We start from the raw sequence: 22126 nt of genomic DNA, 5'->3' as shown, positions 1-22126 counted from the left end.
AAAATATCGCATCGTCGTCGGGTGTTTTTTTCACAATCATGTTAAGATTATGATAATGTATGCAAGCTAAGATTAAAATTTTCAGAAAAATATAAACATTAGGGTGCGCAGTGGGATACTATAGACTTTTACTGGCGGTGATGGTTCTCTTTTCTCATTGCGGCTTGAAACTGCCAGGTTACAACCAGGGTGTGACTGCCGTAGTTTCATTCCTGATTATAAGCGGCTACGTAATCACAAAATTAATTTCTGCTAAATTTCCTTTTAAAAACGATATCAAATCATTTTATCTTGATCGCTCACTGAGGCTTTTTCCGCAATTCATATTTTATATGATAGTTACTACTTGCCTGTATATATTTTGTGATGGTACAACTAAGGTTGATGCAACTCAATTAATAGTAAATGCTACAATGCTTCCTCTGAATTTTTTCACTGTCTATTTTAACGATTACATCATAGTTCCTCAATCCTGGTCTCTTGGGCTGGAGATGCAATTTTACATACTCATACCTTTAATTTTGTTGAGCAAAAGAAAAGTGTTATCAGCTTCAATTTCTTTTGCCCTTTTCATCCCTGCTTATATTGGTCTGATCAACACGGACTATTTTGGATACAGGATGATTACAGGCACGCTATTCATTTTCCTGCTAGGTAGTATGATGGCGAGCAATGAGGTTAAATCTTTAGCATTTTTTTATTCTATTTCAACCATTATGCTTTTATTCTCTCTTAATAACAAATCTTTATCTCATGACTTCAATAAAGAGGTTCTTTCGGGAATAACAATCGGAGTCCCTGTTGTATGGATGCTATTTAAAGCTAACTTGAGAAGCTTCCTCGATCGTCTTGCAGGGGATCTCAGCTATGGCGTCTATCTGAATCATTTGATGTTCTTTTATTTGTATAACAAAATGGGTTTCAATGTTATTAGCGTAGGTGGTACGCTACTTATTCTTGGCTCATCATTAATCATGTCTTATGCTTCCCTGCGGTTAATTGAGCAGCCTTTTTACAGGCTAAGGCACAAAAAAATAAGGAAGGATACAGATCTCAATAAAACGTTTTGATTGCATTACTAATATTAATTTTTCTTTCCCATCATTTTATCTTGATCAAATTAATGGTAAAATTCTGCCATGATTTTATATGTAAATTATTATGTTAAAATTTTTTGTTATAGGATGTAAAATGAGCGTAATGAAAAGATTATTCCCACTCGTTTATTTATTGTTTAGTTTTGTTTTCTATACATGGCTATCTTATCAGTTCGGTTCCAATAGCGATAACATGTCTTCTCTTCTTATAGCAAGAGACTTAGCCAACGGAAATACATCTTTATCCGGATGGCATCTTTCAACTCAATCGTACCTTTTTTCAGATATAGTATGGACAGCGCTAGCTATAAAATTATTTGGTTTTACACCTGCGTTATCTCATGTGATGCCTGCAATTTTTTATTCATTCCTTTCCTATTTATCGATTAGAATAGTTTTACTAAAAAATAATAGCGGCCTATATTTAGTAGCTCCTGTTATTTTGATACCAACCTATTTCAGCATTGCTAATGCTATAGAACTTAACATCCATGGTGGGATATATCTATTATCAGTTGCATGTCTATATCTACTTTCTAATGAGTCCCTGAAGTCACCAATATCAAAGCTACTTATAGCATCTTTATTATGTGGCATTTTTGCTGAATCAGATAAATTAATAGTATTCATTTTTATAATACCTTGCTTTATTTCATCATCAATACATTATGTCCTTCAAAGAAAAAACAAAGATCTCATCATTGCTCTGGCATGTTGCTTATCAATTCTCATTTATAAAATTGCATCATTGATATTACCTTTGTATTTCAAATACGATGTACCCGGTATAGGTGGTCAATCCATCGCATCCATGCCCATAATGATTACTAATGCCATCCTTGCATATCAGGGGGTGCTGTATTATTTTTCAATAAATTTCAACGGAGATTCAATAACCACTGTCGTTTCTACGATAAAATCTTTATTTTTAATTATTTATATCGTGCTTTTTATTAGGTCGGCTATCAAGAGCTTTGGAAAATCCCTGGTTGATACGCTTCTAATTTTTTCTGTATTAGTTCCGTTTGGTGCATTCATCTTAAGCACCGTTGCTATTGATATTACATCTACCCGATTTCTGTTCTTCTCTGTATTAAGTGTAGCGTTACTCATTTCCAGAAATATAGCGATAAATAAGACTGCTTATAAAATAGCATTAATATTAATTGCAGTAAGTAATCTTGCCTGGATTTATAAATCACAGGAAACGGAAGAGAAATACTACTCAAAATTGGGAGATTTCTTGCAATCTCAAAACCTTTTAAATGGATACGGCGAGTTCTGGAAAGCTTCAATACTAACTTCTGTTAGTAAAGTTAACATCTATCCTGTCTTTACAGATGGAACGATCAGACCGCGATATTGGCTTTCTCGCGATGATTGGTATGAAAGAAATGGAAACTTCATGATTTCCCGTGACCAATCTGAGATTGATGCAGCAATTAATCAATTCGGTGAGCCGAAAAAAATTATTGATTTTCATGGGATGAAAATCCTTGTCTGGGATAAAATGCCTCTTCCACCTAATGGAGTTTCTTTCAAAAAAATCAAACCTGATTCATTACCGTTACGTAATTATAGGATTGATGTTGATGGTGGGATAAGGAGTAATGGAAATCAGGGATTTATGATTTCAGGTCCTTATGCCAGACTTAAAAAGGGAGACTATCAGATAGCCATGACTGGTCAGGTATATAGCGGCAATCCAGAAGCTGAAATATTTTCTTCAAAATCAGGGGTTTCTATTAAAATCCCGATGACAAACAGCGGTGATGATAGTGTTATAAAATCATCTTTCCATCTCGATAATGATGTAGATGATTTTGAATTAAGAATAAACGTTAGAGAAAAAGAAGAAGTTAAAATTTACGGATATTCAATATTCAAATAAAAAAACAGCCCCCAAGGGGGCTTTTTTTATAGATTAATAAGAATAATCATTCGGTTATATGAAATTCAGTTGCGGCCTCAGTTTTGATCTTAAAGAAGGCTGTATTGCTATCGATAACCTCCAAGGCTGGTGTGAATATAAGTTAATACTTTCCAACTCTTATATTGCTAGTTGCATAAGATTTGATATTAAAATCAGATAAAAAAGATGTTTAAGTCGCCACGGAATATCCAGACATATTATCTATATTGATAATAATGTTTTCTATATTCCATCGGTGGCATCGGAATGCCCGGACCATGCCTACACCTGCAGTTATCAATATTTCCATTTAATCAAAAATATCGCTATGAGCTTACTCCCGCTTTTCTAGATCATTTTTTAATCAATTCGCGTTTCAGTAGCTGACAAAATTTTATAACCGTTTATCGTGGCGTTTATCGCGACAACTCATGCAGCATTGCTGACTGCGCGATTGCAGAAAAGGGAGCCTCTCATGCTTTGTATACTGACTTCCCTGATCTCAGTAACCAGCAGGACCCCGCCGCCACATCGCCATTACATGTGTATTCAGGACAAGGAATTTATCATGAGGTGTGCATTATTGCAGCCAATAACATTCCGTGATTACAGATCAACTACAATCAGATACAACTAGCCTCCTGTATCCGTATAAAAGTGATCTCCTTGACCCAGCGCTCATCCAGGCGTCTGGATCAAACTGTCGCCGGAGTCTGGCAGGTGGCACGATACTGGATTAACATTTGCGTGCATGTCCCTTTTCAGTCAGCTTGAGTGCCCCTGATGTGGAAGCCAGACTCGTGGCGATTTAGCAAGCTTACATAAAACAATGACTAGAATAGTATCTTCGTTTTTAATCCTACCATACACCCCAACAATAATAATGAGAGTAGGAAACACAATTCATTTTCATCAATGCAGCAGGCATGTCGGGTAAAATTAAGAGAAGCCAGGCTGACCTGCCAGAAGTCCTATCTGTTCCAACATACTATATGTGTGCTGGTCACTTTCGGCTAGCGTAAATCCAAACTTCATCGCTAATCATATGGGGGATGTAAATGCTCAGAGGGTTTATCAGGTACGCGGATACTGCTTGAAGGAAAATGATGAGGCACTAAGGAGCATTCTGAAGGAAAAAATTTAACGAACTTGTCCTACAGATACTACACACCAAGTCGACCTCATCTAACTACCGATCAGATTCAATAAACCAGACTCACTAAACCTGCATATTCATAATTTCGCTATACGCCGACACCAGCTTGTTCCTGACCTGAATACCCATCTGCATTGAGATTGACGATTTCTGCAGATCGACCATCACATCATTAAGCGCGATACCGGGTTTCCCCATCTCAAAATCCTGCGCCTGGGTGCGGGCGGTGGTCTGCGTCTCGCTGATCTTATCCAGCGCCGCTTTCATAGTTGCACCGAAATCGATCTGATTAGGGGCTTCACTGCTGCGGTTGCTGGCCTGCAGTGAGGTCGCCTGAAGCTGCTGCAGTACGCCGTCAATTGCCTGAATGGACATGAACGATACCTTATAAAGGAGGATGATATTTTTTCTGTGGGGAAAAGTTAGCACGTTGTCAATGAGACAAAGCCGCTAAATGACATCAAAAACCCTACCTTATCCAGCCATCGAATTTTGCTTATCACCTAATAATGCCTGGCATTGAAGTGGAAATTTTATCTACGCAGGTCAGGGAGTCTGTTTTGCCATCTCAACTTACCCGGTCAATTACGTCAGGCAGGAAACGGTCATGAATGCGAGTACAGCCGCCACAACAGAACAAGAAAAGAAAGGCTTCGGTGACCTGCTCGCTCGCCTGCGCGCAAATCCGCGTATTCCTTTAATCGTCGCTGCCGCCGCCGTTGTAGCGATAGTGATCGCGATGGTGCTCTGGGCAAAGCAGCCCAGCTATAGCGTCCTTTATAACAACCTTACAGATGAAGATGGCGGTGCCATCGTCACGCAGCTGACGCAGATGAACATCCCTTATCGCTTCGCCGAAAATGGCGGCGCGCTGATGGTGCCGGAAGCGAACGTGCATGAGCTGCGTCTGCGTCTGGCTCAGCAGGGTCTGCCGAAAGGCGGCTCGGTGGGTTTTGAGCTGCTGGATAAAGAGAAGTTCGGTATCAGCCAGTTCAGCGAGCAGGTTAACTACCAGCGCGCGCTGGAAGGTGAACTGGCTCGTACCATCGAATCACTCGGCCCGGTTAAAAGCGCCCGTGTTCATCTGGCGATGCCAAAACCCACCTTATTTGTGCGTGAGCAGAAAGCGCCATCCGCTTCTGTCACCTTAACCCTGCAGCCTGGCCGTGCGCTGGATGAAGGCCAGATTCAGGCCATCGCCCACATGGTATCAAGCAGCGTCGCCGGTTTACCGCCGGGCAACGTCACCGTGGTCGATCAGACCGGTCGCCTGCTGACCCGCTCTGACTCCGCCGGTCGCGACCTGAATGATGCACAGCTCAAGTATGCCTCTGAAGTTGAAGCTCGCTACCAGCAACGTATCGAAGCGATCCTGAATCCGATTCTCGGTCAGGGCAATGTGCATGCGCAGGTTACCGCGCAGATTAACTTCGACACCGCCGAGCAGACCGACGAGAAATATCAGCCTAACGCTAACCCGTCGAACTCAGCGATTCGTTCGCGTCAGACCAGCACCAGCGACCAGTCAGGCAGCCCTTATCCGGGCGGCGTGCCGGGCGCGCTCTCTAACCAGCCTGCGCCAGCTAACACTGCGCCGGTGACGACGCCGAACAACAATGCCGCCAATGGCCAGAACGCCAATGGTCAGAATGCTAACGGTCAGAACAACGCGGCGAATAACGCTAACCAGACCACCAGCACCGCAGCGGCCAGTGCCGGACCGACCAACTCGCGTCGTGACGACACGGTGAACTACGAGCTGGATCGCACCATTCGTCATACCAAGGTCAACGTTGGCGACGTACAGCGTTTGTCGGTTGCGGTCGTGGTGAACTTCCGTGCAGATGATAAAGGCAAAGCAGTTGCGCTGAACGAACAGCAGCTGAAGCAGATTGAAGATCTGACCCGCGAAGCGATGGGCTACTCCCAGAACCGTGGCGACAGCATCAACGTGGTGAACTCGCAGTTCAACACTACTGAACCAGTGACCACCGATCTGCCCTTCTGGCAACAGCAGTCGTTCTTTGATCAGCTGATGAATGCCGGTAAGTGGCTGTTGATTGCCCTGGTCGCTTTCGTCCTCTACCGCAAACTGGTTCGTCCGCATCTGGTTCGCAAGCAGGCCGCAGAGAAAGCCGCCGCGGAAGCCGTTGCTGCCCGTGCGACTGAGCAACCGGAAGAAGAAGCCTTTAATGTGCAGCTCAGCAAAGATGAGCTGGATCAGGAACGTAAGTCTAACAACCGCATGAGCGCAGAAGTGCTGAGTCAACGCATCCGCGACATGTCAGAAAACGATCCGCGCGTTGTAGCGCTGGTAATTCGCGAATGGATGAGTAAAGAGCTATGAGTCTGACCGGAACCGAAAAAAGCGCCATCCTGATGATGACTATTGGCGAAGAGCGCGCCGCGGAAGTTTTCAAACACCTGAACCAGCGTGAGGTCCAGCACCTGAGCGGCGCGATGGCCAACATGCGTCAGGTGTCACATAAGCAACTGACTGAAGTGCTGCGTGAGTTCGAGGCGGATGCTGAGCAGTTCGCGGCGCTGAGCCTGAACTCCAACGAATACCTGCGTTCGGTGCTGACCCGTGCGCTGGGCGAAGAGCGCGCCTCCAGCCTGCTGGAGGACATTCTCGAAACGCGCGAAACCACCAGCGGCATGGAAACGCTCAACTTTATGGAGCCGCAGGCTGCTGCCGACCTTATTCGCGACGAGCATCCACAGATCATCGCCACCATCCTGGTCCACCTCAAGCGTGCCCAGGCCGCCGATATTGTGGCGCTGTTCGACGAACGTCTGCGTCACGACGTGATGCTGCGTATCGCCACGTTCGGTGGTGTCCAGCCAGCCGCGCTGGCCGAACTGACCGAAGTGCTGAACGGCCTGCTGGATGGCACCAACCTCAAGCGTGCGAAGATGGGCGGCGTGAGAACCGCAGCCGAGATCATCAACCTGATGAAAACGCAGCAGGAAGAGGCGGTTATCGAAGCCGTACGCGACTTCGATGGCGAACTGGCGCAGAAAATTATCGACGAGATGTTCCTGTTCGAAAACCTGGTGGCAGTGGACGACCGCAGCATCCAGCGTCTGTTGCAGGAAGTGGAGTCCGAGCAGCTGCTGGTTGCACTGAAAGGTGCCGAACAGCCACTGCGCGAGAAGTTCCTCAAAAACATGTCAGCCCGTGCGGCCGACATCCTGCGCGACGATCTGGCCAACCGTGGTCCGGTGCGTATGTCCGCAGTGGAAAACGAACAGAAAGCGATCCTGCTGGTGGTACGCCGCCTGGCCGAGTCAGGCGAGATGGTGATTGGTGGTGGCGAGGAAACTTATGTCTGATGCATTTTCTGCGCGCCCCTGGCAGCTGTGGCAGCCCACGGATTTAGGCCGTTTCGATGAGCCTGCTGAACCGGAGCTGCAGCCAGAAATTTACGAAGCTGAAGATGGCGTTGATGAGCAGCAACAGCAGCTCGAACGCCTGCAGCAGCAGATGCGTAAAGAGGCACAGGGTCAGGGTTACAACGAAGGCTATCAGCAGGGTGTGACCGAAGGCCAGAAAGCCGGTTACGACGCTGGTTTTCAGCAGGGTCTGGCCGATGCCCAGCAGCAGCAGGCGCCACTTCAGGCGCGTATGCAGCAGCTGGTAACCGAGTTCCAGAACACGCTGGAATCGCTGGACAGCGTGATTGCGGCGCGTCTGATGCAGCTGGCGCTGGAAGCGGCACGTTCGGTGATTGGTCAGGCGACCACGGTGGATGGCACCGCCCTGCTGCGCCAGATTCAGGGTTTACTGCAGCAGGAACCGATGTTCAGCGGCAAACCGCAACTGCGCGTTCACCCGGATGACTTACAACGCATTGAGCAGACCCTGGGTCCGACGCTGGATCTGCACGGCTGGCGGCTGATCGCTGACAGCACCCTGCATCCTGGCGGCTGTAAACTCAGCGCAGAAGATGGTGACCTGGATGCCAGCGTCGCGACGCGCTGGCAGGAACTCTGCCGTCTTGCCGCACCGGGAGAATTGTAATGACCACTCGTCTGAATCGCTGGCTCGGCTCGCTCGATGCCTTTGAGAAACGCATCGCCCAGGTGCAGCCGGTGCGCCGTTATGGCCGCCTGACTCGCGCCACCGGCCTGGTGCTGGAAGCGACCGGCTTACAGCTGCCGCTGGGTGCGACCTGCGTAATCGAACGCAACGATGGCAAAACCATCAGTGAAATTGAAAGCGAAGTGGTGGGATTCAACGGTCAGAAGCTGCTGATGATGCCACTGGAAGAAGTGGACGGCATTTTACCGGGTGCGCGGGTCTATGCGCGCCAGAACGGAGAGAACCCGCAGGCAGGCAAACAGATGATGCTGGGGCCGGAACTGCTGGGCCGCGTACTCGATGGCAGCGGGCGACCGCTGGACGGCCTGCCGTCTCCGGATACCGGTTATCGCGCGCCGCTGAACACCCCGCCGTTTAACCCGCTGCAGCGTACGCCGATCACCGACGTGCTGGATACCGGCGTGCGGGCGATCAACGCCCTGCTGACGGTCGGTCGCGGGCAGCGTATGGGCCTGTTCGCCGGTTCGGGTGTGGGTAAAAGCGTGCTGCTTGGCATGATGGCGCGTTACACCAAAGCGGACGTTATCGTGGTCGGTCTGATTGGCGAACGTGGCCGCGAAGTAAAAGATTTTATCGAGAACATTCTCGGCGCTGAAGGCCGCGCCCGTTCGGTAGTGATCGCCGCCCCGGCCGACGTTTCGCCGCTGCTGCGTATGCAGGGTGCCGCTTACGCCACGCGTATCGCAGAAGATTTTCGCGACCGCGGCCAGCATGTGTTGCTGATTATGGATTCCCTGACCCGCTACGCCATGGCGCAGCGTGAGATCGCGCTGGCGATTGGTGAGCCGCCGGCCACCAAAGGCTATCCGCCTTCCGTATTCGCCAAACTGCCTGCGCTGGTTGAGCGTGCCGGTAACGGCATCGACGGCGGCGGCTCAATCACCGCCTTCTATACCGTCCTGACCGAAGGCGACGATCAGCAGGACCCGATCGCCGACTCCGCGCGCGCCATTCTCGACGGCCACATTGTGCTGTCGCGTCGGCTGGGCGAAGCGGGTCACTATCCGGCCATTGATATAGAAGCCTCGATCAGCCGTGCGATGACCTCGCTGATCGATGAGAACCACTATGCGCGGGTGCGCCAGTTTAAGCAGTTGCTCTCCAGCTTCCAGCGTAATCGCGATCTGGTCAGCGTCGGTGCTTATGCCGCGGGCAGTGATCCGATGCTTGATAAAGCGATTACGCTCTATCCGCAGATGGAAGCCTTCCTGCAACAGGGCATCTTTGAGCGCAGTGATTACGACGACGCCAGCCTGCATCTGCATGCGCTGTTTGGCTAGTCACACGAATTAACGCGAGGTAACGGCAATGAAAACTGCAAATGCCATCGATACGCTGCGCGACTTAGCGGAGCAGGATCTCGAACGCGCTGCCATCTATTTAGGCGATATGCGTCGCGGCCAGCACGCCGCGAACGAGCAGCTGACGATGCTGCTCGACTATCAGGACGAATATCGCAACAAGCTCAACGATGACATGTCGTCGGGCATCGCCAGCACCCGCTGGACCAACTACCACCAGTTTATTCAGACGCTGGAAAAAGCGATTGAGCAGCACCGCAACCAGCTTAATAACTGGAATCAGCGGCTGGAACAGGCGCTGATCAACTGGCGTGACAAACAGCAACGGCTGAACGCCTATCAGACGCTGATTACGCGCGCAGCGGAAAATGCATTACGACAGGAAAACCGTCTCGATCAGAAACGGATGGACGAATTTGCCCAACGGGCCGCATCGAGGAGAGGTGAATGATTACGCTGCCAAACATTGCTATGAAAGCGACGGTAAAAACCGACGCAGAACCCTCAGTCTCAACTGACCTTGTTGCGGGTGCCGATGCCCTGCCGCAGGACTTTCTGACCGCACTGGGAAACCAGTTACTCGGCCTGGCTAAACAGCAGGGAAAAGCGGCGCAATCCGCTGACGTCAAAGCAGAAACTGCCGATGACGCCCGCCCGAAGGCCCCGCTGAATGCCCTGATGGCAGCACTGGAAAATCCTGCTGCGCTGACCGCTCTGTTTAAGCCGGAAAATATTAAAGGTGGGTCAAAATCAGCCGATGATAAAGACAAGCCGGACGTTGCACCCTTAAGCGCCAGCGATATGCAGAATATGCAGGCACTGTTCGCCATGTTACCGGGTGTAGCGGCTGTTACAGCCACCACGTCGACCCCGGTCAGCAGTGAAGCGGGCGAGATGATCGCCCAGACCGATACCGGCCGGAAAAGCCAGAGCTCGCTGACGCAACTGCTGAACAGCGCGCAGCAGAGCCACGCACCGGGCGAAGATGAAAAGTCTGATGCCAGAAGCGACGCACAGAGCAAACCTGCCGTCACCACTGCCGCCAGCCAGAGCAACAACACGGCGCAGAGTGCGACCAGCAGCGGCCTGACGCTCGACAGCAGTTTCCAGCAGGCGCTGAGCAATATGGTTAAGCAGGATGATCAGGCTGCGATTAAAGCCAGCATCAGCGATAACGCGATAAATGCTACGCCAATCGCCACCGCCAGCAGCCTGCCTGCGCCGGTGACCGCCTCCGCGACCACCAGCACACCGTCAACGCCGATGCTGAACTCACAGCTGGGCAGCGACGAGTGGCAGCAGGCGCTGAGTCAGCAGATTGTGATGTTCAGTCGCAACGGCCAGCAGAACGCGGAGTTGCGTTTACATCCGGAAGACCTTGGCGCTATCCAGATCAGCCTGAAACTGGATAACGACCAGGCACAAATTAATCTGGTTTCCAGTCATAGCCACGTCAGAGCAGCACTGGAAGCCGCGATACCGCAGCTGCGCAGCGCGCTGGCAGAGAGCGGTATCAACCTGGGCGAGAGTCAGGTGAGCAGTGACAGTTCCGCGCAGGGCCAGCAATTCCAGCAGCAGCAGGAGGCGCGCCGCGATGGACAGCATGGCCGCTTCTCCCTCACCCAGGACAGTGACACCGACATTACGCCGATCGCCGTTCCCGCCGCCCTTCAGGCTCGCGTTAACGGCAACAGCGCCGTCGACACTTTCGCCTGACAGCGGCAAACGCTGAAGGTAAGCGTAAAACCCGCGTCTTTTCTACCCATTGGTTTGACTTAAGACGCGGATAATCTGTCTCGTGAGCCGAGAGGCTTGCCCATAATTCACAGGAAGTAACTGCACCATGTCTGATAACGCGAAAGCAAAAAAAGGCAGCAAACGTAAACTCTTAATACCAGTGCTGCTCATTTTGACGCTGGCCGCTTGCAGCGTGGCAGGCTATGCAGTCTGGCGAATGATGAATAAACATGAGGGCGATAAGCCTGAGGTGGCGAAAGTTGAACCGCCTCCCGCTCCGGTCTTTTTTGCACTTGATACATTTACGGTTAACCTGGTCAATCCCGACAACGATCCTGACCGCGTGCTTTACGTAGGCTTTACCCTGCGTCTGGCCGATGAGGATACCCGGCGTCGGATGAATGACTATCTGCCTGAGGTGCGCAGCCGTTTGCTGCTGCTGCTCTCGCGTCAGAGCGCTGCGGCGCTGGCGACAGAGCAAGGAAAGCAGGCGCTTGTTGAACAAGTCAAACAGGCGCTGACACCCCCGCTGGTAAAAGGTCAACCTCCGCAGGCTGTAAACGATGTGCTGTTTACTGCCTTCATTTTGAGGTGAATCAATGGGCGATAGCATTCTCTCCCAGGCTGAAATTGACGCCCTTTTAAACGGCGACAGCGGCAGTGCGGAAGAAGAAAAGAAACAAAACGGACCGGAAGGCGATATTCGTCCTTACGATCCGAACACCCAGCGCCGTGTGGTTCGCGAGCGTTTGCAGGCGCTGGAGATTATTAATGAGCGTTTTGCCCGTAGTTTCCGTATGGCGCTGTTTAACCTGCTGCGCCGTAGCCCGGATATCAGCGTCGGGGCGATCAAGATTCAGCCGTATCACGAGTTTGCCCGCAATCTGCCGGTGCCAACCAACCTGAACCTGATCCACCTGAAGCCGCTGCGCGGCACCGCGCTGGTGGTGTTCTCACCGAGCCTGGTGTTTATCGCTGTCGACAACCTGTTTGGTGGCGACGGACGTTTTCCGACCAAAGTCGAAGGCCGTGAGTTTACCCATACCGAGCAGCGCGTTATTCGCCGCATGCTGAAGCTGGCGCTGGATGGTTACAGCGACGCATGGAAGGCCATTTATCCACTGGACGTCGAGTATGTACGTTCAGAGATGCAGGTAAAGTTCACCAACATCACCACTTCACCGAACGACATCGTGGTTAACACGCCGTTCCAGGTGGAGATTGGTAACCTGGTGGGTGAGTTTAATATCTGTATCCCGTTTTCAATGATTGAACCGCTGCGCGAGCTGCTGGTGAATCCACCGCTCGAAAACTCACGTCAGGAAGATAACCACTGGCGCGATAACCTGGTCAAACAGGTGCAGCACTCTGAGCTGGAACTGATCGCGCACTTTGCCGAAACCTCACTGCGTCTGTCACGGATTTTGCAGCTGAAACCCGGTGATGTGCTGCCGATTGAGAAGCCGGAACGCATTATCGCCCATGTCGATAGCGTCCCGGTCTTAACCAGCCAATATGGCACGATGAATGGTCAGTACGCGCTCCGTGTCGAACACCTGATTAACCCGATTTTGAATTCGCTGAACGAGGAACAGCCCCATGACTGACAGTAATAAACCGTCTGACGATATCTCTGCGGACGATCTGTGGGCTGAAGCGATGAATGAGCAGGTCGGCAGCGGCAGTGCGCCGCAGACCGACGAAGTCTTTAAATCATTCGACAGCGGCAACGTCGCTGGATCGCTGCAGGATATCGATCTGATTATGGATATCCCGGTGAAACTCACCGTGGAACTGGGTCGCACCAAAATGACCATCAAAGAGCTGCTGCGTCTGGCGCAGGGTTCAGTGGTGGCACTGGATGGCCTGGCGGGTGAGCCGCTGGATATCCTGATCAACGGTTATCTGATTGCTCAGGGTGAAGTGGTGGTGGTGAACGACAAATATGGCGTGCGCATCACTGACATCATCACCCCATCTGAACGTATGCGTCGTCTGAGTCGCTAAAGAGTCACATTATGAATAGCCAGAATCAAACGCTGCAACCGGCTGCACCGCACGCTCAGGCGATATCGACCGGCTCCATGCTGGCCCAGGTCAGCAGCGTGTTAGCCGTGATTATCTTATTGATTCTGGCCTGCGCCTGGCTGGCACGCCGTGTCGGCTTCGCGCCGAAAAAGGTCAGCGGCCAGGAGCTTAAACTTACAGCCAGCGTCTCAGTGGGCCAGCGCGAGCGGGTGGTGATTGTCGATACCGCTGATGCGCGTCTGGTGCTGGGCGTAACCGCACAGCAGATTACCCATCTGCATACTTTGCCGCCGGGTGAACCGGTCTCTGTGACGCCGGTTAACAGTGCGCCACAGGATTTTCGTCAGCTGTTACAGAACCTGGTTAAACGTCCCGGAAAACCACAATGATGCGTCGACTGCTTCCTTTATTGCCACTGTTGTTACTGGCACCGGTTGCCCATGCCCAGTTGCCGGGTCTGGTGAGTCACTCGCTGCCGAATGGCGGTCAGAGCTGGTCACTGCCGGTACAGACGCTGGTCTTTATCACTGCGCTGACCTTTATTCCGGCCGTGCTGCTGATGATGACCAGCTTCACCCGTATCATCATTGTGTTTGGTTTGCTGCGTAACGCCCTGGGCACGCCCTCTGCGCCGCCTAACCAGGTGCTGCTCGGACTGTCGCTGTTTCTGACCTTCTTTATTATGGCGCCGACCTTCGACAAGATTTATCAGGATGCCTATCTGCCGTTCAGCCAGGACAAGATCAGCATGGAAGTGGCGATTGATAAAGGTGCCCAGCCGCTGCGCGAGTTTATGCTGCGTCAGACCCGTGAAGCGGATTTAGCCCTGTTTGCCCGTCTGGCGAATACCGCCCCGATTGCCGGTCCTGAAGCGGTGCCAATGCGTATTCTGCTGCCCGCCTATGTTACCAGCGAGCTGAAGACGGCTTTCCAGATTGGCTTTACCGTCTTTATCCCGTTCCTGATCATCGATCTGGTGGTTGCCAGCGTGCTGATGGCGCTGGGGATGATGATGGTCCCGCCAGCGTCCATCGCGCTGCCGTTTAAACTGATGCTGTTTGTTCTGGTCGATGGCTGGCAACTGCTGGTCGGTTCACTGGCGCAAAGCTTCTACTCCTGATCCCCCTTTTCTTACCGGAGCAACACATGACACCCGAATCAGTAATGGTAATGGGACAGGAAGCGATGCGCGTCGCCCTGATGCTGGCCGCCCCGCTGCTGCTGGCCGCACTGGTCAGCGGTTTGCTGATCAGCCTGATCCAGGCCGCGACCCAGGTCAACGAACAGACCTTATCCTTTATTCCTAAGATTCTGGCGGTTGCCACCACCGGTATCATTGCCGGCCCGTGGATGCTGAATCTGCTGCTGGACTATATCCGCACCGTCTTTACCAACCTGCCTTACATCATCGGCTGATGATTACTCTCGACAGCAGCCAGCTGGTTCAGTGGGTCAGCCAGTTCTTCTGGCCTCTGGTGCGCATCATGGCGCTATTCGCCACCGCACCGATCCTCAATGAACGATCCGTCAGCAAACGTGTCAAAATCGGTCTGGCGGTAATGATCACCTGGCTGCTGATGCCGCTGTTACCTGCGGTCAATGTCACCCTGTTTTCCCCTGAAGGCTTCCTGCTGCTGATTCAGCAGATGCTGATTGGTATTGCACTCGGCTTCACCATGCAGTTCGCTTTTGCTGCCGTGCGCCTTGCCGGGGAAGTGATTGGTCTGCAGATGGGCATCTCGTTCGCCACCTTTTTCGATCCTGGCAGCCGTCTTAACATGCCGGTGCTGGCCCGTTTTCTCGACATGCTGGCGATGTTGCTGTTCCTGACCTTTAACGGACACCTGTGGCTGATCTCGCTGCTGGCGGACAGTTTTCATACGCTGCCGATTGGCGGTCAGCCGCTAAATGCCAATGCGTTTATGGCGCTGGTGAAATCTGGCGGATTAATTTTCCTTAATGGCATGATGTTAGCGCTGCCCTTAATCGTTTTGTTACTCATGGTAAATCTGGTACTGGGTTTGTTAAACCGTGTTTCACCACAGTTATCAATCTTCGCAATTGGCTTCCCGATTACCTTATCAGTCGGAATTTTAACCATCAGCTTGCTGATGCCTCTGCTAGCCCCGTTCTGTGAGCATTTGTTCGGTGAAGTATTTGATTTACTCGCCGTGTTCCTGACAGAACTATCCCGTCCCTGAACATTAAGTTTCTAACTATCTTTGCATAACGATACTTAAGTATCGCAAAACCATCCGTGCATTTTCCGAACCATGTTTTCCAGAATGCAACTAAGGAAATTCTGATAAACGTGCGGAGAGTCTGAAAATAATTCTTATTAAACCGGGCTTCGCGTATTTTAGTGGGGTGGTTCACAGGAGCGGTCAGACTGTGAATGTGCAGGCAAAATCGACAAGACACTGAATTTACAAGAAAAAAATCTTTAAGTGATTTTTCTTGTTAAAAAATGTTTTTTCCGGCATTGTCAACGCACGCTGAGACATCACACTTTCGTAAAACAAATGTTTTTGAGAATTGTCCTATCAGAAAACTCCTCGTTTTCAAGGATAGTGACCTGGCTCCCAAAAAAATGAGTCTTACTTAACCTCCGACATTTCACTGGCATTCCCCGCCATGGCCGGAGAATGTGTGACGTCATGGCAGCACAAATTTTTTGCAGAACGGGTCAGGGATGAAGACTTTTACGGGCGTTTGCCTGTTGCCAAACTGCACGAGCAGAATAAAAAAGTACCTAAGAAATCTCTCTCGTACCGCAACGCGTATTCATCGTTGATTTAAACGGATAACAAATTGGTGAGGGTCGCTATTATGCCAACTATTATTATGGATTCCTGCAACTACACACGCCTGGGATTATCAGACTACATGTCTTTAAAAGGAGTTAAGAAGAAGAATATCTCTTCTGTCTCCGATATTGAGCAACTACAGCAAAAATGTGAGCAATTAAACCCTGGTGTCGTCTTTATTAATGAAGATTGCTTCATTCATGAATCCGATTCCAGTGAACGTATCCGCAGCATTATTACGCAGCATCCTGATACGCTGTTCTTTATATTCATGGCGATTAGCAATATCCATTTTGAGGAATATCTCTACGTTCGTAAGAACCTGATTATTACATCAAAATCGATGAAGACATCGACCCTGGACTCCTTACTCAGCACCTATTTGCAGAAGAAGCTTAACCAGTCTGCGCGTATCTCTTCGGGCATGGATGTACATCCATTAACGCTGAGCCAGACTGAGTCAAACATGCTGAAGATGTGGATGTCAGGTCATGATACCATCCAGATCTCAGATAAAATGCAAATTAAGGCCAAAACGGTATCGTCACACAAAGGTAATATTAAACGCAAAATCAAAACCCATAATAAGCAGGTTATTTATCATGTGGTGCGTTTAACGGATAATGTGACTTCAGGTATTTACGTTAATATCCGCTGATCATAACAGCTGAAGAACCGGCCTCTCTGGCCGGTTTTTTTTTGCCCTGAATTGCGATCCAGGTCTCACTCTTACTGCTAAGCCTTTACGCTCTTTTGCCGATGTTATGCCTTATAACAACAGCCTCAAGAGAGCAAGGATATGAACACTGCACGAGATAATAATGGACAAAAAAGCGCAGGCATCTGGCAGAATCTCCGCCTGGTGCCGCTGTTTAGCCTGATCTTCGGCGGCATTTTGCTGCTGTTCGCACTCTGTATTGGTGTCGCCAGTTACTTTCTGATTTCCGGCAATCACTCCCTCGATGATGCCACGGACGAAATTCAGGTTCGTATGGGCCTCTCTAACAGTTCAAACCACCTGCGTACTGCGCGCCTGACCATTATTCAGGCCGGTGCCGCCGCGCGTATTGGTGAAATGGACGAGTTTCGCGCCAATATTGCCGCCGCCGAAAAACGGATCCAGCAGGCAAAAGCTGGCTTCGCGATTTATCAGGCTCGTGAAGTTAAGACGCCCGCGGATATGGAACTGGATGCCACGCTGCAGGCTCGCTTCAACGATTACATTACCAAAGGCCTGATACCGATGATTGAATCCGGTAAACAGGGCAGCTTTGAGGGCATCATCGCTCAGGAGACCGATGTAACCCGCAAACTGGATGACGACTATAACGCGGTGTTGCTGAAGGCGATCAAGATCCGAACTGATCGCGCCAATGCCATTACCGCCCAGGCCGATCAACAGTCGCGCATCGGCTTTATCTCCATGGCCGTGGCATTCAGTGCCGCCCTGGTGCTGGTGCTGTTGACCTTTGTCTTCCTGCGCCGCGTGGTGATTAATCCGCTGCGTCAGTCGGTGCTGCGTATCGAACGCATTGCGCAGGGTGATCTGACCTCCGCTCCCCTGCCCCATGGCCGCAGCGAGATTGGTACGCTCATCCATAACCTGCAACTGATGCAGCAGGCGCTGGTAACCACCGTTGGTACGGTGCGTGAAGGCGCCGTCGCGATTTATCAGGGCTCCAGCGAAATTTCAGCCGGCAACACCGATCTCTCTTCACGCACCGAGCAGCAGGCTGCGGCACTGGAGCAGACCGCAGCCAGCATGGAACAGCTTACCGCTACGGTGAAGCAGAACGCCGAGAATGCGCATCACGCCAGCCAGCTGGCCGCGGATGCCTCGGGTAAAGCGCGCAGCGGTGGCGAGCTGGTGAACAGCGTCGTGAAAACCATGACCAATATTTCCGGCAGCTCGAAAAAAATCGCTGAGATCACCAACGTCATTAACAGTATTGCGTTTCAGACCAACATCCTGGCGCTGAATGCGGCGGTAGAAGCGGCGCGTGCCGGTGAGCAGGGTCGTGGCTTTGCGGTGGTGGCCAGCGAAGTGCGTAATCTGGCCCAGCGCAGTGCACAGGCGGCGAAAGAGATTGAATCGCTGATTGCTGAGTCCGTCACGCTGATCAATGACGGTTCGCATCAGGTTGGCGCAGCCGGTAGCACCATGGGTGAGATTGTCGAAGCCGTACGTCGCGTTACCGATATTATGTCGGAGATCGCGGCGGCGTCAGACGAGCAGAGCCGTGGTATACAGCAGGTGAGCCAGGCGGTCACCGAAATGGATAACGTCACCCAGCAGAACGCCTCGCTGGTGGAAGAAGCCTCCGCTGCAGCGGCCTCGCTGGAAGATCAGGCGGGTAAACTGACGCAGGCGGTCGCGGCATTCCGCCTGCAGGACACGCCTGCAACCACAGGTGTGGCTGCTCGCGTCTCTTCACCGTTAAAGACACCGGCTCTGGCACCCCGTCCGGCGCTGGCAGGCGGCAGCGATAACTGGGAAACCTTCTGAGGTCACAGCGGTTAACCGTCAGTGGCTGATGTCAGCCGCGTAATCTCCGACAGCAAAAAGCCGCCTTTCCGGCAAACGGAAAGGCGGCTTTTTTATTGCGCGTCAGGCTCAGGCTTCGTGGTAAGGCTCCACGAAAATGCCATCCGGCTGGTGGGTCTCGTTAAAAAACCAGATGCCCAGCGGATAATCTTCCAGCGCCACCAGGAACATGGTGCCTTCATTAAACGGCTCCATAGCCAGAATGGTGCCAACACGACGCGGGCCGCCATCGGTTTTGACGCTGACGCGGTCATTTACCTTCATTTCGGTTCTCCAGATTATTGACTGAGTACAGTCTAAACGAAGAACCGTGGTGATGCAGCGCGTTAGCGACGGGCAATGACCCAGACGGCGTGGATGATACCGGGGATATAACCACAGAGTGTCAGCAGGATATTCAGCCAGAAGGCGCCGCCAAAACCGACCTGCATAAACACGCCCAATGGTGGCAGCAGAATAGCGATAATAATTCGTAAGATGTCCATAACCATTCCTTTAGGTATTGATAAAAATCAGCTTTATCGTTAACTATAGCTGAATCTGCTCTGTTTAGTCGAAAAGTCAGGTAAATCTGAGTAAGGAGAAACTTTTGCAATTCCTTAACATTTCACCGCAAGACTTCTTACGCGTCAGACCTTTAAACTCTTCTCACTGCACCACCCCATAGGTGCAGCCAACCTGAAAGTAACAAGGATTTTGCCCGCGCAGCGCGGGCTTTTTTTTGCCTGCGATCTCTTCGCTCCCGCCTTTCTGCCCTGCGTTCTATACTGATTACTCTGTTTGCTCTCAGGAGTCAGAAAATGACAGACGAAAAACAGCACGGCGATGCTCAGCCATCCGATCTGCAGATTGATGTCGAAGGTTTACTGGCGGCTATTCAGGCCAGAACGTCGGGAGAGGTACGGGAGTATATGGAGCAGGATCAGACGCCACGGCTGGAAGTAGAAGGCCGGGTTTTCCACTCCTATAGCGAACTGGCGGAGGCGTTTGAAATTGATATTTGTAATTATCGCGCCTATGAAGCGAACCGCTGAAATCGATTTCAAAAAAAACCCGGCGGGAAGGCCGGGTAAAAATTCAATTCGTTACACCAGGGAATTCTTAACACCCCTGCAGATTACCCTTTCCCGACTCCGAAACAAGCATCAGATATGCACGTTTCTGCAACCGATCGGGTAATTATGGAGCGACTGTTACCAAAAACACCGCGCCCGCCAGTCACTTAGCCCTGCACACTTCTTGCATACCCACTTTTACTGCGGTTTCGTTTTAAGAATTATCCTGGATTTCCAGCCAGCGTGGCAGGAAAAAAAGTGTGAGCCATATTCAACTATAATATTGAAAAATCGCCGCTTTAGCCGCGAATGTGATGAAAGGAGCCTGTTAATGCCCGATCTCCACCAGCCGTTAATGATAATTACCGATCTGGATGGTTCGTTACTCGACCATCATACCTATCGCTGGGATGCGGCCACCGAATGGCTTACCACGCTAAAGCAGTACGCTGTTCCGCTGGTGATCTGTTCCAGTAAAACGGCAGCCGAGATTATTCCGCTGCAAAAAAGGCTTGGCATCAGCGGTTCACCGTTTATTGCTGAAAACGGTGCCGTGGTGCAAACGCATGATCAGCAGCGTATTCGCCTGCCCGATAACACCCTGACCTATGACGCTATCTGCCAGCGGCTGGCTGCCTTGAAAACAGCGTACCGTTTTACCGGCTTTCATGATTTCTCTGATCCGGAAGTGGCCGCAATGACCGGCCTGAGTGAGGCGGATGCAGAACTGTCGCGTCAGCGCGATGCGTCAGAAGTGATTGTCTGGCGCGACAGTGACGAGGCGTTTGACCAGTTCCATGATGCGTTGCGTGCAGAGGGCCTGGCGCTGACCCAGGGCGGGCGTTTCTGGCATGTTATGCCTGCGGGCAGCGGCAAAGGCGAAGCCCTGCGCTGGCTGCTGGCGCACTCACCCGATGATGCTCGCGTGACCATCGGACTGGGTGACGGCCCTAACGATGCGCCGATGCTCGATGCAGTTGATTATGCGGTCGTAATTAAGGGCTACAGTAAAACACCGGTGACACTCAGCCGATCCGATCAGCAGCAGATCTATCACACGGCTCACCATGGCCCAGAGGGCTGGCGTGAAGGGCTGGACTATTTTTTGACTCAACCTCAATGAGCTGCCCACGGGCATTAAAAGGATGATGCGATGAGTGACTTTTATCAGAATGGCGTAATCACCAACTTTCACAACCTCACCCACCGTAGCGTGGAGTCGCTGGAAAAAGAGATGGTACGCTTTGCCCGCAAACGCAAAATGGGGCTGATCCTGCCATCGCTGTTTTCCGAACTTGAAGGCCCGGCGCTGACGAAAATCGTCGATGAGCTGGCTAAAGTGCCCTATCTGGATGAAATTGTGATTGGGCTGGATCGCGCCGACCGCGACCAGTTCCTGTTTGCCCGCGAGTTTTTCTCCCGTCTGCCGCAACGGCATCGCATTCTGTGGAACGATGGCCCGCGTCTGAAGGCGATTGATGCCGAGCTGGATAAAGAGGGTCTGTCACCCACCAATCCCGGCAAAGGTCGCAACGTCTGGTTCTGCACCGGCTATACGCTGGCGTCAGACCGTACCAGCTGTGTGGCTCTGCATGACTGCGATATCGTCACCTATGAGCGCGGAATGCTGGCACGCCTGCTCTACCCGGTGGCGAACCCGGCATTTCAGTATGAATTCTGTAAGGGGTTCTACGCGCGCGTCGCGGATGGCAAGCTTAATGGCCGCGTGGGACGTCTGCTGGTCGGGCCGCTGCTGCGATCGCTGCAGAAAGTTTATGGCCATTCAGAATATCTGGAATATCTGTCGAGCTTCCGCTATCCGCTCTCCGGGGAGTTCGCCATGCGGACGCATGTGCTGAACGGGATTAAAATCCCCGGCGACTGGGGGCTGGAGATTGGCGTGCTGTCGGAGATTTACCGTAACTACACCACCCGCCAGTCGTGCCAGGTTGAGATCGCCGATAACTACGATCACAAGCATCAGCCGCTGGCTGAAGATGATGGCACCGGCGGCCTGAAACGCATGAGCAGCGATATCGTCCAGTCACTGCTGCGTAAGCTCGCCACCATGGGTGTGCCGCTGACCAGCGACTCGTTCCGGGTGCTGAAAGCAACCTATTATCGTAATGCGCTGGATATGATGGAGACCTATAACCACGAGGCGGCGATGAACGGGCTGAAGTTTGATCAGCATGTGGAAGAGGCAGCGGTAGAGATGTTTACCCAGTCGATTCTGGAAGCGGGTCAGGCGTTTATTGAGCGTCCTAACGATAAGCCGTTTATACCGAGCTGGAGTCGCGTCCAGTCAGCCTTCCCGGATGTGCTGCAGCGGATCTATCAGGCGGTTGAAGAAGATAACGACGGTAACGTCTGAAAACAGGGC

The 22126-nt window shown here is 51.4% G+C and carries 23 protein-coding genes; 20 read left to right on the top strand and 3 right to left on the bottom strand.

The window, feature by feature from the left end:
• The first annotated feature begins 110 nt into the window (after positions 1 to 110).
• Together OK409_RS02975 and OK409_RS02970 are read left to right on the top strand one after the other, a co-directional pair.
• On the top strand, positions 111 to 1070 hold the full coding sequence (locus OK409_RS02975; RefSeq protein WP_153020894.1) for an acyltransferase family protein: 960 nt from the start codon (positions 111 to 113) through the stop codon (positions 1068 to 1070).
• A 130-nt stretch (positions 1071 to 1200) separates the two neighbouring features.
• Positions 1201 to 2988, top strand: a complete 1788-nt coding sequence (locus OK409_RS02970) for a hypothetical protein (RefSeq protein WP_264366736.1) — start codon at positions 1201 to 1203, stop codon at positions 2986 to 2988.
• Positions 2989 to 4228: 1240 nt separating this feature from the next.
• On the opposite strand, the gene fliE is transcribed toward OK409_RS02970, so the two are convergent.
• Positions 4229 to 4540, bottom strand: coding sequence for a flagellar hook-basal body complex protein FliE (gene fliE / locus OK409_RS02965; protein ID WP_003854485.1), 312 nt, complete (start codon positions 4538 to 4540; stop codon positions 4229 to 4231).
• 232 nt (positions 4541 to 4772) lie between these two features.
• Here fliE and fliF point away from each other — a divergent pair, with 232 nt between their 5' ends.
• The 15 genes from fliF to OK409_RS02890 all read left to right on the top strand — a co-directional run bounded on the left by fliF (position 4773) and on the right by OK409_RS02890 (position 18649).
• Positions 4773 to 6512 carry a flagellar basal-body MS-ring/collar protein FliF gene (fliF, locus tag OK409_RS02960; RefSeq protein ID WP_264366735.1) on the top strand — a complete coding sequence of 580 codons (1740 nt, stop codon included), beginning with the start codon at positions 4773 to 4775 and terminating at the stop codon, positions 6510 to 6512.
• On the top strand, positions 6509 to 7501 hold the full coding sequence (gene fliG / locus OK409_RS02955; RefSeq protein WP_003854483.1) for a flagellar motor switch protein FliG: 993 nt from the start codon (positions 6509 to 6511) through the stop codon (positions 7499 to 7501). Before fliF ends, fliG begins: the two co-directional genes overlap by 4 nt.
• Entirely contained in the window at positions 7494 to 8189 is a 696-nt protein-coding gene (gene fliH / locus OK409_RS02950) for a flagellar assembly protein FliH (RefSeq protein WP_010247652.1), read from the top strand. Before fliG ends, fliH begins: the two co-directional genes overlap by 8 nt.
• Entirely contained in the window at positions 8189 to 9550 is a 1362-nt protein-coding gene (fliI, locus tag OK409_RS02945) for a flagellar protein export ATPase FliI (RefSeq protein ID WP_010247655.1), read from the top strand. Before fliH ends, fliI begins: the two co-directional genes overlap by 1 nt.
• 28 nt (positions 9551 to 9578) lie before the next feature.
• A complete protein-coding gene (fliJ, locus tag OK409_RS02940; RefSeq protein ID WP_003854478.1) occupies positions 9579 to 10022 on the top strand; it encodes a flagellar export protein FliJ in 444 nt (147 codons plus the stop codon).
• Positions 10019 to 11287 (top strand): flagellar hook-length control protein FliK, encoded by a 1269-nt coding sequence (locus OK409_RS02935; protein ID WP_264366734.1) that lies wholly within the window; start codon positions 10019 to 10021, stop codon positions 11285 to 11287. The genes fliJ and OK409_RS02935 overlap by 4 nt, the downstream gene beginning before the upstream one ends.
• 127 nt (positions 11288 to 11414) lie before the next feature.
• Positions 11415 to 11903 (top strand): flagellar basal body-associated protein FliL, encoded by a 489-nt coding sequence (fliL, locus tag OK409_RS02930; protein ID WP_033778945.1) that lies wholly within the window; start codon positions 11415 to 11417, stop codon positions 11901 to 11903.
• Between the two features lie 4 nt (positions 11904 to 11907).
• On the top strand, positions 11908 to 12915 hold the full coding sequence (fliM, locus tag OK409_RS02925; protein WP_003854473.1) for a flagellar motor switch protein FliM: 1008 nt from the start codon (positions 11908 to 11910) through the stop codon (positions 12913 to 12915).
• Entirely contained in the window at positions 12908 to 13315 is a 408-nt protein-coding gene (gene fliN, locus OK409_RS02920; protein ID WP_010247669.1) for a flagellar motor switch protein FliN, read from the top strand. Before fliM ends, fliN begins: the two co-directional genes overlap by 8 nt.
• 11 nt (positions 13316 to 13326) lie before the next feature.
• Positions 13327 to 13725: a flagellar biosynthetic protein FliO gene (gene fliO, locus OK409_RS02915; RefSeq protein WP_010247672.1), complete on the top strand. Its 399-nt coding sequence runs from the start codon at positions 13327 to 13329 to the stop codon at positions 13723 to 13725.
• Entirely contained in the window at positions 13725 to 14456 is a 732-nt protein-coding gene (fliP, locus tag OK409_RS02910) for a flagellar type III secretion system pore protein FliP (RefSeq protein WP_010247675.1), read from the top strand. The genes fliO and fliP overlap by 1 nt, the downstream gene beginning before the upstream one ends.
• Positions 14457 to 14482: 26 nt before the next feature.
• Positions 14483 to 14752, top strand: coding sequence for a flagellar biosynthesis protein FliQ (gene fliQ / locus OK409_RS02905; protein ID WP_003854466.1), 270 nt, complete (start codon positions 14483 to 14485; stop codon positions 14750 to 14752).
• A complete protein-coding gene (gene fliR / locus OK409_RS02900; protein ID WP_010247683.1) occupies positions 14752 to 15537 on the top strand; it encodes a flagellar biosynthetic protein FliR in 786 nt (261 codons plus the stop codon). The genes fliQ and fliR overlap by 1 nt, the downstream gene beginning before the upstream one ends.
• 628 nt (positions 15538 to 16165) lie before the next feature.
• Entirely contained in the window at positions 16166 to 16801 is a 636-nt protein-coding gene (gene rcsA / locus OK409_RS02895; RefSeq protein ID WP_010247685.1) for a transcriptional regulator RcsA, read from the top strand.
• A 141-nt stretch (positions 16802 to 16942) separates the two neighbouring features.
• Complete coding sequence (locus OK409_RS02890) at positions 16943 to 18649, top strand: methyl-accepting chemotaxis protein (protein ID WP_264366733.1); 1707 nt, start codon at positions 16943 to 16945, stop codon at positions 18647 to 18649.
• Positions 18650 to 18757: 108 nt separating this feature from the next.
• On the opposite strand, the gene dsrB is transcribed toward OK409_RS02890, so the two are convergent.
• Both dsrB and OK409_RS02880 read right to left on the bottom strand, forming a co-directional pair.
• Positions 18758 to 18952, bottom strand: coding sequence for a protein DsrB (gene dsrB, locus OK409_RS02885; protein WP_010670857.1), 195 nt, complete (start codon positions 18950 to 18952; stop codon positions 18758 to 18760).
• A gap of 62 nt (positions 18953 to 19014) precedes the next feature.
• Complete coding sequence (locus OK409_RS02880) at positions 19015 to 19173, bottom strand: YqaE/Pmp3 family membrane protein (protein WP_010247691.1); 159 nt, start codon at positions 19171 to 19173, stop codon at positions 19015 to 19017.
• A 315-nt stretch (positions 19174 to 19488) separates the two neighbouring features.
• Here OK409_RS02880 and OK409_RS02875 point away from each other — a divergent pair, with 315 nt between their 5' ends.
• The 3 genes from OK409_RS02875 to OK409_RS02865 all read left to right on the top strand — a co-directional run bounded on the left by OK409_RS02875 (position 19489) and on the right by OK409_RS02865 (position 22117).
• A complete protein-coding gene (locus OK409_RS02875) occupies positions 19489 to 19722 on the top strand; it encodes a DUF2525 domain-containing protein (RefSeq protein WP_250327603.1) in 234 nt (77 codons plus the stop codon).
• Positions 19723 to 20074: 352 nt separating this feature from the next.
• Positions 20075 to 20866: a mannosyl-3-phosphoglycerate phosphatase-related protein gene (locus OK409_RS02870; RefSeq protein WP_033788428.1), complete on the top strand. Its 792-nt coding sequence runs from the start codon at positions 20075 to 20077 to the stop codon at positions 20864 to 20866.
• A gap of 30 nt (positions 20867 to 20896) precedes the next feature.
• Positions 20897 to 22117, top strand: a complete 1221-nt coding sequence (locus tag OK409_RS02865) for a glycosyl transferase (protein ID WP_010247700.1) — start codon at positions 20897 to 20899, stop codon at positions 22115 to 22117.
• The last annotated feature ends 9 nt before the right edge of the window (positions 22118 to 22126 follow it).

It is taken from the genome of Pantoea sp. RG18 (assembly GCF_025910075.1).
GTDB lineage: Bacteria > Pseudomonadota > Gammaproteobacteria > Enterobacterales > Enterobacteriaceae > Pantoea > Pantoea agglomerans.
This window is presented reverse-complemented; position numbering and strand designations above follow the sequence as displayed.

Excerpts from the sequence above, each read along its gene's own strand:
- OK409_RS02970 (WP_264366736.1), top strand. The coding sequence starts at position 1,201 with ATGAAAAGATTATTCCCACTCGTTTATTTATTGTTTAGTTTTGTTTTC.
- fliE (WP_003854485.1), bottom strand. The coding sequence starts at position 4,540 with ATGTCCATTCAGGCAATTGACGGCGTACTGCAGCAGCTTCAGGCGACC.
- fliF (WP_264366735.1), top strand. The coding sequence starts at position 4,773 with ATGAATGCGAGTACAGCCGCCACAACAGAACAAGAAAAGAAAGGCTTC.
- fliG (WP_003854483.1), top strand. The coding sequence starts at position 6,509 with ATGAGTCTGACCGGAACCGAAAAAAGCGCCATCCTGATGATGACTATT.
- fliH (WP_010247652.1), top strand. The coding sequence starts at position 7,494 with ATGTCTGATGCATTTTCTGCGCGCCCCTGGCAGCTGTGGCAGCCCACG.
- fliI (WP_010247655.1), top strand. The coding sequence starts at position 8,189 with ATGACCACTCGTCTGAATCGCTGGCTCGGCTCGCTCGATGCCTTTGAG.
- fliJ (WP_003854478.1), top strand. The coding sequence starts at position 9,579 with ATGAAAACTGCAAATGCCATCGATACGCTGCGCGACTTAGCGGAGCAG.
- OK409_RS02935 (WP_264366734.1), top strand. The coding sequence starts at position 10,019 with ATGATTACGCTGCCAAACATTGCTATGAAAGCGACGGTAAAAACCGAC.
- fliL (WP_033778945.1), top strand. The coding sequence starts at position 11,415 with ATGTCTGATAACGCGAAAGCAAAAAAAGGCAGCAAACGTAAACTCTTA.
- fliM (WP_003854473.1), top strand. The coding sequence starts at position 11,908 with ATGGGCGATAGCATTCTCTCCCAGGCTGAAATTGACGCCCTTTTAAAC.
- fliN (WP_010247669.1), top strand. The coding sequence starts at position 12,908 with ATGACTGACAGTAATAAACCGTCTGACGATATCTCTGCGGACGATCTG.
- fliO (WP_010247672.1), top strand. The coding sequence starts at position 13,327 with ATGAATAGCCAGAATCAAACGCTGCAACCGGCTGCACCGCACGCTCAG.
- fliP (WP_010247675.1), top strand. The coding sequence starts at position 13,725 with ATGCGTCGACTGCTTCCTTTATTGCCACTGTTGTTACTGGCACCGGTT.
- fliQ (WP_003854466.1), top strand. The coding sequence starts at position 14,483 with ATGACACCCGAATCAGTAATGGTAATGGGACAGGAAGCGATGCGCGTC.
- fliR (WP_010247683.1), top strand. The coding sequence starts at position 14,752 with ATGATTACTCTCGACAGCAGCCAGCTGGTTCAGTGGGTCAGCCAGTTC.
- rcsA (WP_010247685.1), top strand. The coding sequence starts at position 16,166 with ATGCCAACTATTATTATGGATTCCTGCAACTACACACGCCTGGGATTA.
- OK409_RS02890 (WP_264366733.1), top strand. The coding sequence starts at position 16,943 with ATGAACACTGCACGAGATAATAATGGACAAAAAAGCGCAGGCATCTGG.
- dsrB (WP_010670857.1), bottom strand. The coding sequence starts at position 18,952 with ATGAAGGTAAATGACCGCGTCAGCGTCAAAACCGATGGCGGCCCGCGT.
- OK409_RS02880 (WP_010247691.1), bottom strand. The coding sequence starts at position 19,173 with ATGGACATCTTACGAATTATTATCGCTATTCTGCTGCCACCATTGGGC.
- OK409_RS02875 (WP_250327603.1), top strand. The coding sequence starts at position 19,489 with ATGACAGACGAAAAACAGCACGGCGATGCTCAGCCATCCGATCTGCAG.
- OK409_RS02870 (WP_033788428.1), top strand. The coding sequence starts at position 20,075 with ATGCCCGATCTCCACCAGCCGTTAATGATAATTACCGATCTGGATGGT.
- OK409_RS02865 (WP_010247700.1), top strand. The coding sequence starts at position 20,897 with ATGAGTGACTTTTATCAGAATGGCGTAATCACCAACTTTCACAACCTC.